The 13747-nt window shown below is 68.6% G+C and carries 12 protein-coding genes; 8 read left to right on the top strand and 4 right to left on the bottom strand.

Annotated features, from left to right (window positions below):
* Positions 1-27 precede the first annotated feature (27 nt).
* On the top strand, positions 28-663 hold the full coding sequence (locus ACVWYS_RS17485) for a LysE family translocator (protein ID WP_456507674.1): 636 nt from the start codon (positions 28-30) through the stop codon (positions 661-663).
* 43 nt (positions 664-706) lie between these two features.
* Here ACVWYS_RS17485 and ACVWYS_RS17490 read toward each other — a convergent pair whose 3' ends face one another.
* Together ACVWYS_RS17490 and ACVWYS_RS17495 are read right to left on the bottom strand one after the other, a co-directional pair.
* Positions 707-1456: a 3-hydroxybutyrate dehydrogenase gene (locus tag ACVWYS_RS17490; protein WP_091250311.1), complete on the bottom strand. Its 750-nt coding sequence runs from the start codon at positions 1454-1456 to the stop codon at positions 707-709.
* 111 nt (positions 1457-1567) lie between these two features.
* Positions 1568-2950 carry an MFS transporter gene (locus tag ACVWYS_RS17495; protein WP_116765533.1) on the bottom strand — a complete coding sequence of 461 codons (1383 nt, stop codon included), beginning with the start codon at positions 2948-2950 and terminating at the stop codon, positions 1568-1570.
* A gap of 131 nt (positions 2951-3081) precedes the next feature.
* Here ACVWYS_RS17495 and ACVWYS_RS17500 point away from each other — a divergent pair, with 131 nt between their 5' ends.
* The gene (locus ACVWYS_RS17500; protein ID WP_344361266.1) at positions 3082-3999 is read left to right on the top strand and encodes a LysR family transcriptional regulator; all 918 of its coding nucleotides are present in this window, start codon (positions 3082-3084) and stop codon (positions 3997-3999) included.
* A 28-nt stretch (positions 4000-4027) separates the two neighbouring features.
* Here ACVWYS_RS17500 and ACVWYS_RS17505 read toward each other — a convergent pair whose 3' ends face one another.
* Positions 4028-4966, bottom strand: a complete 939-nt coding sequence (locus ACVWYS_RS17505; RefSeq protein WP_456507675.1) for a spermidine synthase — start codon at positions 4964-4966, stop codon at positions 4028-4030.
* Between the two features lie 197 nt (positions 4967-5163).
* Here ACVWYS_RS17505 and ACVWYS_RS17510 point away from each other — a divergent pair, with 197 nt between their 5' ends.
* The 6 genes from ACVWYS_RS17510 to ACVWYS_RS17535 all read left to right on the top strand — a co-directional run bounded on the left by ACVWYS_RS17510 (position 5164) and on the right by ACVWYS_RS17535 (position 10498).
* On the top strand, positions 5164-6075 hold the full coding sequence (locus ACVWYS_RS17510) for a hypothetical protein (protein ID WP_456510140.1): 912 nt from the start codon (positions 5164-5166) through the stop codon (positions 6073-6075).
* 5 nt (positions 6076-6080) lie between these two features.
* Positions 6081-6482 (top strand): phage holin family protein, encoded by a 402-nt coding sequence (locus tag ACVWYS_RS17515; RefSeq protein WP_116765529.1) that lies wholly within the window; start codon positions 6081-6083, stop codon positions 6480-6482.
* An 18-nt stretch (positions 6483-6500) separates the two neighbouring features.
* A complete protein-coding gene (locus tag ACVWYS_RS17520) occupies positions 6501-7109 on the top strand; it encodes a DUF3618 domain-containing protein (RefSeq protein ID WP_456507677.1) in 609 nt (202 codons plus the stop codon).
* An 82-nt stretch (positions 7110-7191) separates the two neighbouring features.
* Positions 7192-8301 carry a YihY/virulence factor BrkB family protein gene (locus ACVWYS_RS17525; protein WP_456510141.1) on the top strand — a complete coding sequence of 370 codons (1110 nt, stop codon included), beginning with the start codon at positions 7192-7194 and terminating at the stop codon, positions 8299-8301.
* A gap of 80 nt (positions 8302-8381) precedes the next feature.
* The gene (locus tag ACVWYS_RS17530) at positions 8382-9404 is read left to right on the top strand and encodes a universal stress protein (protein ID WP_456507679.1); all 1023 of its coding nucleotides are present in this window, start codon (positions 8382-8384) and stop codon (positions 9402-9404) included.
* Between the two features lie 86 nt (positions 9405-9490).
* On the top strand, positions 9491-10498 hold the full coding sequence (locus tag ACVWYS_RS17535) for a zinc-dependent alcohol dehydrogenase family protein (RefSeq protein ID WP_344361279.1): 1008 nt from the start codon (positions 9491-9493) through the stop codon (positions 10496-10498).
* 13 nt (positions 10499-10511) lie between these two features.
* Here ACVWYS_RS17535 and ACVWYS_RS17540 read toward each other — a convergent pair whose 3' ends face one another.
* Positions 10512-13730 carry an HAD family hydrolase gene (locus ACVWYS_RS17540; RefSeq protein ID WP_456510142.1) on the bottom strand — a complete coding sequence of 1073 codons (3219 nt, stop codon included), beginning with the start codon at positions 13728-13730 and terminating at the stop codon, positions 10512-10514.
* Positions 13731-13747: the final 17 nt, after the last annotated feature.

Genomic DNA, 13747 nt, shown 5'->3' on the forward strand with positions numbered 1-13747 from the left:
AGCGCCCCGGGAGGGTTAAGATCAGGCATGGTTCCCGCCCCAAATCTTCTGGCTTTTGCCCTCGCGGCGCTCGTGCTCATCGCCGTCCCGGGGCCCAGCGTGCTGTTCGTGATCGGACGGACGCTGGCCCTGGGACGCAAGGGTGGTCTGTTGAGTGTCGCGGGGAACGCGGGCGGCGAGTTGGTGCAGATCGCCGCGGTGGCCGTGGGCGTCGGGGTGGTGCTGGCCCAGTCGCTCCTGCTCTTTAGCGTGGTGAAGTTTGCCGGCGCCGCCTACCTTGTCTACCTGGGGATCCAGGCCATCCGGCATCGCGGCAGCGGCGCGACGGCGGCAGACCCTGCCAACCCGTCTTCGACGGCCCGGGTGCTCCGCGAGGGATTCATTGTGGGCGCGACCAACCCGAAGTCGATTGTTTTCTTCGTGGCCGTGCTCCCGCAGTTCGTGGACTATTCTGCCGGCGCGATTCCGGTCCAGCTCGCCACGCTGGGGGCGGTCTTCCTGCTGATCGCCCTGGTCTCCGACAGTACGTGGGCCCTCGCGGCGGGAACGGCACGGCACTGGTTCGCCCGGTCGCCCCGGCGGATCGCCGCGCTCAGCACCACCGGCGGCGTGATGATGATCGGCCTGGGCGGCACCCTGGCACTGACGGGCAGCAAGAACTAACTGGGCTGCCCGCAGTTGGAAGCGGGCGGCGCCCGCCGGCGGACTACCGCGCCGACCAACCGCCGTCCATCGTGTAGCTGGCGCCGGTGACCATGCCGGCGTCGTCCGAGGCGAGCCACGCCACCAGCGACGCCACTTCCTCGGGCTCCACGAGCCGCTTGACCGCTGATTCGGTCAGCATGATCTTGGCGAGGACCTCGGACTCCGGAATGCCGTGCACCTTGGCCTGGTCTGCGATCTGCGACTCGACCAGGGGCGTGCGGACGTACCCGGGGTTGATGCAGTTGGACGTGACGCCGTGCGCGCCACCCTCCAGCGCGGTGACCTTGCTCAGGCCTTCCAGGCCGTGCTTGGCCGAGACGTAGGCGCTCTTGAACGGCGAGGCACGGAGGCCGTGAACGGAGGACAGGTTGATGATGCGGCCGAAGTTGTTGGCGTACATGTGCGGCAACGCGGCCCGGATCAGCAGGAACGGCGCCTCGAGCATGAGGGTGATGATGCGCCGGAAGTCGGCCGGATCGAAGTCCTCGATCGGGCTGATGCGCTGGATTCCGGCATTGTTGACCAGGATGTCGCAGTCCAGGCTGAGCGTCTGGAGGGATTCGACGTCGAGCAGGTTGACGGCCCACGAGGTGCCGCCGATCTCGTCGGCGAGGGCCGCGGCGGCGGACTCGTCCACGTCCGCGATCACGACCTTGGCCCCGCGTGCGGCCAGGGCGCGGGCGCTGGCGGCACCGATCCCGCCGGCCCCGCCGGTGACCAGTGCCTTGCGTCCGTTCAGCGTGTTTTCCATTACTCAGCCTTCCATGTCATAAATCTAATGAGGCGGCCGGCCCCAGCATGGCTGGGGCCGGCCCAAACTCAAGCAGCCCGCAAACTCAAGCCGCCAGGTAACTCAAGCAGCTCAGCGTACGGCTGCTACGGACAGGCCCTCGCGTTCGGCGTCGGCCCGGTCCACGTCTTCCAAGGCGATGCCCTTGGTTTCCTTCAGGCTCAGGACTGCCACGGTGGTGATGGCGCAGGCGACCACCAGGTAGACCGCGGTCGGCAGCCAGGAGCCGGTGTCCTTGAGCCACTGGGTGGCCAGGAGAGGCGCCAGCGAACCGGCGAAGATCGAGGTGACCTGCGAGCCCAGGGAGACGCCGGCGTAGCGCATCCGGGTCGGGAACAGCTCCGACATCAGGGCCGGCTGGCCGGCGTACATGAAGGCGTGCAGGCACAGGCCGATGGTGACGGCCAGGACGATGATCACCGGGTTGCGGGTGTCGAACATCGGGAAGGCGAAGAACGGCCAGGTGGCGCCGCTAATGGCACCGACGAGGTAGACGGGCTTGCGGCCCCAGCTGTCCACGAGCCGGCCGATCTGCGGGATGATCAGGAAGTGCACGAGGTGCGCGATCAGCAGGGCGAGCAGCAGGGATGAGGTGTCGTACTTGTCCACTGTCTTGAGGTAGACGATCGAGAAGCTGACCACGAGGTAGTACATGATGTTTTCCGCGAACCGGAGGCCCATGGACTGCAGGATGCCCTTCGGGTACTTGCGGATGACCTCGCGGACGCCGTAGCTGACAGCCTGCTCGCTCTCCAGCTGGGCTTTGGCTTCGAGGAAGATGGGCGATTCGGAGACGTGGGTGCGGATGTAGTAGCCGACGAACACGATCACGGCGGAGAGCCAGAACGCCACGCGCCAGCCCCAGCCGAGGAAGTCGGCGGCGCTGAGCATGTTGGACATGATGAACAGGACCAGGGTGGCCAGCAGGTTGCCCACCGGGACGGCGGCCTGCGGCCAGCTGGACCAGAAGCCGCGGGTCTTGTTGGGGCTGTGCTCGGCGACGAGCAGCACGGCGCCGCCCCATTCGCCGCCCAGGGCGAAGCCCTGGATGAAGCGCAGGAAGACCAGCAGTGCCGGCGCCAGGTATCCGAGGGTGGCGAAGCCCGGGAGGCAGCCCATCAGGAAGGTGGAGACACCGATGATGACGATCGTGAGCTGCAGGGTGGGCTTGCGGCCCAGCTTGTCGCCGATCTGGCCGAAGACGATGCCGCCCAGCGGGCGTGCCACGAAGCCGACGGCGTAAGTCAGAAACGCCTGGATAATGCCGTCCAGCTCATTGCCGGTGGCGGGGAAGAAGTACTTGCCGAACACCAGGGTGGCGGCGGTGGCATAGAGGAAGAATTCGTACCACTCGACGACGGTTCCCACCATCGATGCTGCGACGATCTTCTTGAGCCCGGAACCCTTGGATGCGGGTGCGGCGGGGGATGTTGCAGAGCGTTCGTTTACGCTCATCTGGTTCTCCTTAGTGTCCACGGTGACACGCGCTGTGACGCACAGCACTGAAATGGCTCCATTGAGTATTGCCGCACATCCGCGGCGGTTCAATGGCCAAACGGGCACCCTATGTGTGCAGAATTGCAGATATGAACGCCAATCCTGATGACCTGCTGGTCCTGCTCGCCGTCTCCCGTTCGGCGAAATTCACGACGGCGGCCCAGACTCTCGGACTGAACCACACCACCGTCTCCCGGCGGATCGCGGCGCTGGAGAAGTCGCTCGGCGGCCGGGTGCTCTCGCGCGCGTCGGGCGGTTGGGAACTGACCGAACTCGGCGCCGAGGCCGTGCGGGTGGCCGAGCAGGTCGAAAGCGCCGTCCGGACCCTGGAACAGCCCGGGCACACGCCGGATCCCATCACCGGAGTGGTCCGGATGACGGCCACGGACGGCTTCAGCGCCTACATTGCCGCCCCGGCGGTGGCCCGGCTCCGCCGCCACCATCCCGGCCTCAGCGTCGAGATCATCACAGTGACGCGCCGGGCGCTGCAGCAGCGCTCCGGCCTGGACATCGAGGTGGTGGTCGGAGAGCCGCAGGTGCACCGGGCAGAGGCCGCACAGCTGGGCGAGTACATGCTGGGGATGTATGCCTCCCGGGACTACCTGGCCGAGTACGGGACCCCGGCCACCGTGGAGGAACTGACGGCACATTCGCTCGTTTACTTCGTCGATTCGATGCTGCAGGTGGACGATCTGGATGCCCCGCGGCGGCTGGTGCCGGCGATGCGGGACGGGCTGAGCTCCACCAATGTCTTTGTCCACGTGGAGGCCACGCGCGCCGGCGCCGGGATCGGGTTCCTGCCGTGCTTCGCGGCCGACCTCCATCCGGACCTGGTCCGTCTCCTGCCGGAGGAATTTGCCGAGATGCTCCCCTATTGGATGGTGCTGCGGCCCGATTCGATGCGCCGCCCGGCGGTCGCGGCCCTCGTTCAGGCCCTGCGGGAGCAGACCGCAGCCCACCGCGATGCCCTGCTGGGCCGGGGCGGAACCCCATCGACTGCTCCGTAGGCGCCCTTATGGAGCCCCAAAAGGGCCGTTACGGAGCAGTCGACGGCTGAGGGGGTTCGGACGGCCCTGGCGCCGGGACCTGGCCTGCCGGGTCGTGGCGGACGGCGGCACCGGCCGCGAATGCCCGCACCTTCTCGTCGTTCCAGATGTGGGCCGGCACCGCACCGCCGAGCAGGCGCCGCGCAAGGCCGGGATCGTCGTCGAACGGGAGGTCACTGCCGGCCATGATCATGTTGCCGTAACGCCGCCCCTTGAGCATGGCCGGATCGGCGATGAGCACCGTGTAGGCGAAGGCGTCCGCGATGGTGGCGGCGTCTTCGCGGGCATTCTTGAGGTCCGGGGCGTCGCCGGAATTCACGACGTAGACCCCTCCCGGCGCGAGGACGCGTTTGGCGTGCTCGGTGAATTCCCTCGTGGTGAGGGGGCGCGGGGTCAGTGATCCGGCGAAGACGTCGCGGATGATCAGGTCCCGGGTCTGCGGGGTCAGGCTCTCGGTGACTTCCCGGGCCTCCCCCACCCGCAGGCGCAGCAGCGGGGCTTTGGGCAGGTCAAACCAGCCCCGGACGTAGTCGGCCAGCTTGCCGTCCAGCTCCACCACGACCTGGCGGGCGTCCGGGTAGGCGGCGTGGAAATAGCGGGCCAGTGAACATGCTCCCCCGCCGAGGTGCAGGGCGCGCAGCTTGGGCTTGGACTCGCGGGGCCAGCGCGACTCGACCAAGGCAGAGATCCAGCGCATGTACTCGAAGTCCAGGAACAGCGGGTCCGCGAGGTCAATGTGCGAGCTCATGACGCCATTGATGCGCAGGAGCCAGCCGGTGGAATTGTCCTGGTCCGGGATCAGCTCGCAGTCTCCGGTGTCGATGTAGTACACCCCCGCCACGGGACCGGCCGGACGGGAACCCTTGGGTACGTCCACGACTCCCGGCTCGGCGGCTCCTGCGACCCGGCCCCTGCCCCGCTTGGCCATCAGCTATCCCCCGCATCTTCCATGGTTCAACCCTAGTTCACCGGCATCCCCGGCCACTCCGCCCGGCCGGGTAACCCACATCCGCACCAAAATCAACAAACAAGGGTACTTACTATTTATTAGTAATCATGCTTACTATTTAACTCCAGCATGGCTGGCGTCTGATCAGCAGCCGATCTTTTTGAAAGAGAGCGAAGATGACAGAGAACCCATGGCCCCAGGATGGGAGCCTCGGCACCCCTACGGCTACCCAGCAGACTCCCCTCCGGCAGGCGTCCACGTTTCCGCCCGTCGCCGACGGCGAAATCTACAGCGCGACTCCGGACGGAGGGCCGTTAACGTTGCCCCCGACAACGGCCACCGGTGCTTCCACCACCGACACCACCAGGCATGAGGCCGCGGATTCGGCCCAGAATGTGGCCGAGACGGCTAAGAGCGAAGCCACCCAGGTGGCTGCTGAGGTCAAAACGAACGCCCGACACCTCCTGCACCAAGCGCAATCAGACCTCACTGAACAAGCGGGTGTGCAGCAGCAGAAGGTGGCCCAGGGCCTGCGGTCCGTCTCGACCGAACTTCACTCCATGGCTGCGGCCTCCGAGCAGCCCGGCGTCGCCACCGACCTCGTACGCCAGGCCGCCGAGCGATCCTCCGCCGCGGCAACGTGGCTTGACGGCCGGGATCCCGGTTCGCTCCTGAACGAGGTGAAGTCCTTTGCGCGGCAGAAGCCGGGGACCTTCCTGTTGCTTGCGGCAGGAGCGGGTGTCCTGGCCGGCCGGCTCAGCCGGAGCCTCAGCGCAGGCGCCCCGGAGCCGACCGGCGCTACGGCCGCCGCTCCGTCGGCCACCGGCACTCCAGCGGCGCCGATCAGCCGGGTTCCGGACACCGGAAACGCGGTTCCGCCGCCGCCGGTCCAGATGCCGGCCCCGGAAACGACGACGGCGGGCTTCGCGGACCCTTACCCGCCGAACCCGCTGGATGTTGATCAGGTGGGCGACGGCAAGCGTCAGGACCCTTGGGCCTCCGAGCCCGTCGTGACCGACCCGCTCGGGCAGGATCCGCTCCGCAGTGACCCTCACGGCAGTGACCCCTTCGACGGTGGCCGTCGATGAGCGATATGCCTCCGACCGCCGCGCATGCCAAGGCCGAATCGTCGTCCCTCGGCGACCTATTGGGCGAGGTAACGAGGGACATGTCCATCCTGATGCGGCAGGAAGTCGAGCTCGCCAAGGTCGAACTCAAGCAGTCGGCCGCCCGGGCCGGCAAGGGCGCCGGCATGCTCGCCGGCGCCGGCGTCGCGGGACACTTCGTGCTTCTGTTCCTGTCCCTGGCGCTCTGGTGGGCGCTCGGGAGCCTGATGGGGCTGGGCTGGTCCGCCGTCGTCGTCGCCTTGATCTGGGGCATCGTTGCCGCCGTCCTGGCCACGACCGGCCGCAAGGAACTCAAGGCAATCAACGGCCTGCCTCAGACCTCCGAGACCCTGCAGGAAATCCCGCCCACGCTCAAACCCAACCCCTAGTTCCAGCGAGGAAACACGATGAGTGAAAACCCGGATGTCATCCGAGCAGATATCGAAGCTACCCGCGCACGTCTTGGCACCAACGTCGACGCCGTGGCCGACAAGGTCACGCCGTCGCACATCGTCCAGCGGCAGACTGACAGGGTCAAAGAAAACGTCAAGGACGCAGTCTTCGGAGTGAAGGAGAAAGTCATGGGCACGGCCGACCACACTGTCGGGAGCATGCACGCGGCTGCCGGCAGTGCCGGCGCACACGTGGGTGACGCCGGCACTGCGATCGGGGACGCCCCGGCGCAGGTCAAGACCAAAACCCAGGGCAACCCCCTGGCCGCAGGTCTGATTGCGTTCGGGGCAGGCCTGTTGGTCTCCTCCCTGATCCCGGCGAGCCAGAAGGAACGCGAAGCCGCAGATGCACTGAAGACCGCGGCCGAACCGCTGACCACGGAACTCACCGAGGCCGCCAAACACGTGGCGGAAGGCCTCAGGGAGCCGGTCCAGGCCGCAATGGAAAACGTCAAGGCGACAGCCGCCGACGCCACCGAGCATGTCAAGACCGAGGGCCAGGGGGCAGTTGCTGACGTCAAGGATCGCACCGTCGAGGCCAAGGACAACGTCCAGCGGGCCTGATCCCGTTCGAACCCGGCCGGCCGTCCTGCGCTCACGCGCCGGACGGCCGGCTGATGCACTTAACCCCGAAGGAAGAACTTCCATGTTCAAGAACCCCGCCGCGGCCGCCACTTCAGCCGACGCCGAAACCCCGGAGAGCAGCACCGCCAAGGCCCGGACCGCACCCCCTCCGGACGACTCCCGCAAGCCGGACAGCCCCACCGAGGTGACCAAGCCGTCGTGGAAGTACATCGCGAAGAAGACGCTGCGGGAATTCACCAAGGACCAGTGCCCCGATCTCGCCGCGGCCCTCACCTACTATTCGGTCCTCTCAATCTTCCCCGCGCTCTTGGCGCTCGTGTCCCTGCTCGGCATTTTCGGCCAGGCCGGGAAGACCACGTCGGCGCTCCTGGAGATCGTCCAGGGCTTCGCGCCCGCTGAAACTGTGGACGCCATCCGCCAGCCGGTCGAGCAGCTCAGCAGTTCCTCCACTGCCGGATTTGCACTCGTGATCGGCATTCTCACCGCACTCTGGTCCGCCTCCGGCTATGTCGGGGCGTTTGGCCGGGCTATGAACCGGATCTACGAAATTGACGAGGGCCGGCCGTTCATCAAGCTCCGTGGCACCATGCTCGCCGTCACCGTTGCCACCTTGCTGATCGTCGTCGCCCTCGCCTTCATGCTGGTTCTCAGCGGGCCTGTGGCAGAGTCCGTCGGCAAGGCGATTGGCCTGGGCGGGATCGTCCTCACCGTCTGGAACTTTGCCAAATGGCCGGTAATCCTGCTGCTCGTCGTGCTCGCGATCGCCATCCTGTACTACACCACCCCCAACGTGAAGCAGCCCAAGTTCCGGTGGATGAGCCTGGGGTCCTTCATCGCCCTGATGATCTTCCTGCTGGCTTCCCTGGCCTTCGGGTTCTACGTGGCCAACTTCAGCAGCTACAACAAGACTTATGGCGCTATCGGCGGCGTCATCATCTCGCTGCTGTGGCTCTGGATCCTGAACATGTCACTGCTGTTCGGCGCGGAGTTCGACGCCGAGATGGAACGCGGCCGGCAGCTGCAGGCCGGAATCGAGGCGGAAGAGACCATCCAGCTGCCGCCCAGGGACACCAAGCAGAGCGACAAGCTGCAGGCCCGGGAGGAAGAGGACATCCGGCACGGACGCGAACTGCGCGAGCAGCAGGCCGGCTCGCGGGACCAAAGCCCCTAGCCATTGACGGACCGCCGCGTTCTACTGGGGCTGCACGTATAGCCGGGCGAAGGGGTGCGTCCGCCGAGCCGGGAGGAAGAATGTCGGCACCCGCAGAGCATCAAGGCGGCGTCGTGGCAGTCGGCTACGGCGGATCCGAGGCGGCCCGGCTTGCCGTCCGCTGGGCCGCCGGCTACGCGGCCGCCACCGGGCTCGACGTTCGGGTGGTCCACGCCTGGGTATGGCCGGTCTTCACCAAGAACCTGGGCCCCGTCAAGGGAGTGGCCGGCAGCGGACTGCGGCACTCCGCCGAAGCCATCCTCGCGGAAGGCGTCGAATTGGCCCGCAGCGCCCTCCTGGAGGCAACCGGGGTGGGGGCAGCCGGCGTCGAACCCGCCACTGAACCGGGCACCCGGCCCGGCGTCGAACCCCCTACCGAACCCCGTGAAACAGCGCCCGGCGACGCGGCCGAGGCCGGGCTCGAAGCGGCTGGCATCGAACGATTCACGTCCCTTACCGACCCGGAACACCCCGGTCCCGCCGTCGACGGCGTCATCGAGGCCGGGCTCGCCGCGCCCGTCCTGCGCGACGCCGCCCGGGACGCGCGGCTACTGGTGGTCGGCAGCCGGGGACTTGGCGCCGTCCTGGGCCCCGTGGCGGGTTCGGTCTGCCTTGATTTGGCCGGCTCGGCACACTGCCCCGTCATGGTGATCCGGCGCCCGAGCATCCCCGGCGGCCCCGTCGTGGTGGGGGTCGACGCCTCGCCCCGCAGCCACGCCACTCTGGCCGAGGCCGTCCGGCTGGCCGGAATTCTCGGCGCCCCGCTGCACCTCGTCCATGTGGACACGCTGCGGGGCGGGGCACGGGAGGAACACGGCCGCCATGCCAGGCTCCTCGGCGAAGAGCTGCTGGACCACGCCATCGACGAGGCCCGGGGGTTGGCCCCCGGGCTGGAAGTGTCCGGCGTCCTGTTCGGCAGCCATGCCGCCGCCCGGGAGCTCCTTGCCGCCGCAGCCGACGCCGACGTCCTGGTACTCGGGACCCATAACCCCTCGGCGGGACCCGGCAACACGGTCTCCGCCGTGCTGCACAAGGCGCGCTGCAACGTGCTCGTCAGCCGCTGACCGCCGCTTACGGATCCAAGGGAGCGGCGACGAAGCGCATGGAAACCGCATGAAACAACATCGGGACTGCAGTAAAGGAGGCCGCGGTGCGCGCCTGGCGGGTTGAACGTCCGGGGCCGATTTCCGGCGGACCCCTCGTGGCTGGCGACTGCCCGGATCCCGTGCCCGGGCACGGGGAGGTCTTGCTCAAAGTGCGCGTCTGCGGCGTGTGCCGTACAGACCTGCACCTGGCCGAGGGCGACCTCGAACCCCGGCACCCCGGGACCATCCCGGGCCACGAAGTGGTGGGTGAGGTGATCGGGCTCGGCCCGGGTGCGGCCAGGTTCGGCCTCGGCGAACGGGTGGGGGTGGCCTGGCTGGGCGGCACGTGCGGCGCCTGCCGCTTCTGCGTGCGCGGCCAGGAGAACCTGTGCCTGTCCCCCACGTTTACCGGCTGGGACCGCGACGGCGGGTACGCCGAGCTCGTCACAGTGGCCGAGAACTTCGCCTACCGGATCCCGGAGACGTTCGGCGACGAGCAGGCTGCGCCGCTCCTGTGCGCAGGCATCATCGGCTACCGTGCGCTGAGCCGGGCGGAACTGCCGATCGGCGGCCGGCTGGGCATCTACGGCTTCGGCGGCTCCGCGCACCTGGCGGCCCAGATCGCACTCTACCGGGGTGCCCGCGTGTACGTCATGACCCGGTCCGCGGAGGCCCGCCGGCTGGCCCTGGATCTGGGCGCGACGTTCGCCGGCGGCGCCGAGGAACAGCCACCGGATCCCCTCGACGCCGCGATCCTCTTTGCCCCCGCCGGCGGGCTGGTGCCGGTGGCGCTTCGCGCCCTGGACCGCGGCGGCACGCTCGCCGTCGCCGGCATCCACCTGAGCGACATCCCGCCGCTGCACTACAGCGACGAGCTCTTCAACGAACGCCAGCTGCGCAGCGTCACGGCCAATACCCGGGCCGACGGCGAGGAATTCCTCCGGATCGCCGCCGAGATCCCGCTCCGCCCCACCACCATGGCGTACCCGTTCGAGGCCGCGGATCAGGCCCTGCGGGATCTGGCCGAGGACCGGATCACGGGAGCGGCCGTGCTGCACATGGAGCACACATAGCCCGCACGTGGCGTCAGCCGGACGGCCCGGCGGCGCGAAGGAACTCGTGCTCCCGGCCAGCCCGGATCAGCACCTTCTCCGCGCCGACCCGCACCAGCACCGGGGCGGCGTCCCCCGGGGCCGCGGACACCCTGAGCCGGTCCGGTCCGAGGTGCACCGCCAGCAGCTGGTCACGGTAGCGGACCTGGAATTCCACCCGGTGCAGCTCCGCCGGCAGCCGCGGGGTGAAGTCCAGGGCATCGCGGGTGATCCGGAGTCCGGCGAAGCTGCGCTGGACAACGTCGATCGAGCCCGCCATGGCGCCCAGGTGGATGCCTGTGCTCGTGGTGCCCCCCTGCGTGTCGTCCAGGTCCGTGTCCAGCGCTTCCCGGAACGTGGCCCACGCCCGCTCCGGGTCCCGCTGCGCCAGCACGGAGGCGTGGGTGACCCGGCTGAGCGTGGAACCGTGCGCGGTCCGGGCCAGGTAAAAGTCCACCGTGGCCGCGATGTGCGCCGGCTCGACGTCGTAGCCCATCCGGCGCAGGAACCCCAGGAGCTGGTCCTCGCCCAGGACGTACAGGAGCATCAGGACGTCCGCCTGTTTGGCCAGCCGGTAGTGGTTGGTGCTGTCGCCTTCGGCCTCGAGGATCAGGTCCAGCCGTTCGATGTTCCGGTAGGCGCGGCGGTAGTGGTTCCAGTCGAGTTCCCGGAGTGCGCCGTAGCCGTCGAACTGGCTGATGATGCCGTCGTCGTGGAAGGGGACGAACATGCGCCGGCTCAGGTGCGCCCAGGCGTCGATTTCCGCCCGCGTGATCCCCAGCCGTGACCGCAGCTCCTCCATGTCGAACCCCTGCACGGAGTGCATGATCCAGACGGCTTGGTCGAACACCCAGGCCGCCATGATGTTCGTGTACGCGTTGTCGTCCAGGCCGCCGCCGGGGTTGCCCGGATGGCCGGTGTGATACTCGTCGGGCCCCATGACGCCCTTGATGTGGAAGCGGTCCTCCGCAGCGTCATGCGCTGCCATGGATGCGAACAGCCGGGCGACGTCCACCACAATCTCAGCACCGTGCCGGGTCAGCCAGCCCCGGTCCTGGGTCGCTTCGAAGTACTGCCATGCGTTGTAGGCGACCGCCAGACCCACATGCCGCTGCAGATGGGAGTAGTCAGGCATCCAGTGACCGGAGAGCTTGTTGAACAGGAACTTGGGTGTCTGTTCGGTGCCGTCGCTGCCGCTCTGCCAGGGAAAGAGGGCGCCGCGCAGCCCGGCCTTGCGGGCCGCGTCCCGCGCCGTTCCCAGGCGCCGCCAGCGATAGTCAATCAGTTCGCGGGCCACCGCGGGCAGCCGGGAGTTCAGGACCGGCAGGACGAACAGCTCATCCCAAAAGATGTGGCCCCGGTAGCCTTCGCCGTGGAGCCCGCGGGCCGGGACCCCGGCGTCGAGCTCGGCCGTGTGGGTGGTGAGCGTCTGCAGCAGGTGGAAGACGTGGAGGTTCAGGATCAGCTGCGCCTGGGACGGGGCATCGGATTCGATGATGAACGGCGCCAGGAGGAGGCTCCACGCCGTCTCATGGGCTGCCAGCAGTTCGCCGAAGTCCTGGGGTGCGCGCGCCAGCACGGCGAGCGCGGCCGAGACCGGCGAGGCGATCGCGTGGTCCCGCGACGTCGCGACGGCCACCGTCTTGGTGACCGTGACGGGGACGGCGTCCGTGACCGGCAGGTCGAAGCGGTGTCCGTGCAGGCCCCCGGCCGGCTCGGTAATACCGGCCGGAACCCCGCCGGGCGCCCCGCCGGCTCCGGGTTCCGGCTGCGGCTGTCCGCCGCCGGAAATCCGCGTCCGCAGCGCCAGGGCGATCCCGATCTTGCTCCCGCTCGTCTGCACCTCCACCGTCAGCTGCGAGGCGTCCGGCCCGGCCTCGGAGGAGGACACCGTCACCGCCGTCAGGTGCCGGTTGGCCAGCTGGGCGTCCTCGGGCACGTTGGAGTTGGTGACGCCGGTGTCGCAGCCGCTGCGGACGCTGACGGTTCCGCTCCACCCTACGGCGGTCAGCGTCGTCTCCAGCGCGGCCAGATGGGGCTCGGCCATGGAGACGAGCCGGCGCTGTAGCACCTGAAGCTGCCGCCCGGAGTCGTCCTCCAGAACCGCTTCCCGGGTCAGCAGGGCGCGTTTGAGGTCCAGCGTGCGGCGCTCACTGCGGAGCGTCAGGCCGCCGTCGGACCACCAGTTGCCGTCGCCTATCCTGACATCCAGCGGCAGCCAGTCCGGGATGTTGACCATGTGTTCGTCCACTGTCACCTCGCCCTGGACATTGCTTGTCAGGCTGTTGTAAACGCCTGCGAGGTAAGTGCCGGGATAGTGGACTTCGCCCGCGCGGTGCTCCGGGGCGGCGCCGCGGGTGGCCAGATAGCCGTTGCCGAGGGTGGTCAGCGCCTCCCGGTGCCGTTCGTGGGCCGGGTCGAATCCCTCGTAGACCAGCAGCCACGGGTGCGTGATGACCAGCCCGATGTCCAGTTCGCTGACGTCTTCAACCACGACGTCGGCGCCCGCGGCTTCCAGCGCGGCCCGCCGCCCGGCCCGGTCGAGGCCAACTACGAGCCCGAAGCCTCCGCGCCGCCCCGCTTCCACGCCGGCCGCGGCGGCGGCGATCACCATGGCCCGGGCCGGGGTGATCTCCATTCTGCGGACGGCCTCCAGGACCAAAGCCGGCGCCGGCATTCCGGCGACGTCGTGGTCCAGGGCCGTCTGGCCATCCACGATGTGATCAAAGCCGTCGCCAAGGCCCGCGGCGGCCACGATTGCGGCGGCATTCCGGCTGGAGGTGGCGAGGACGACCGGGATCCGCCCTGCGCGGAGCCGCTCGAGCAGCGCCACGGTACCGGGGAAGACCGGAACGGGACCGCCCGCGAGCATGTTTTCGAAGATCCCGCCCTGGCGCTGCGCGAGTCCGAACGCCGTCCACTCCGCCGGGCCGTCCGCGGGCGAGCCGCGGGGAATGGCGACGCCGCGCGAGGCCAGGAAGGTAGCCACGCCGTCCTCCCAGGTCCGGCCCTCGACGCAGCGTGCGAAGTCGCCGTCCGTGAAGGGCCCGCGCCGCGCGTCGGCGGGAAGCCGGGGGTCCTTCATGATGTCGTCGAAGAGCTGTTTCCAGGCTGCCGCGCGGAGCTCTCCGGTGTCGGTCACGACGTCGTCGAGGTCAAAGATCACGGCGTCGACGGGGGCCAGCGCGGCGGCAACTGTGGGCGACTCCGTCATGGCCCAGTCCTATCAGC

It is taken from the genome of Arthrobacter sp. TE12231 (genome assembly GCF_054062895.1).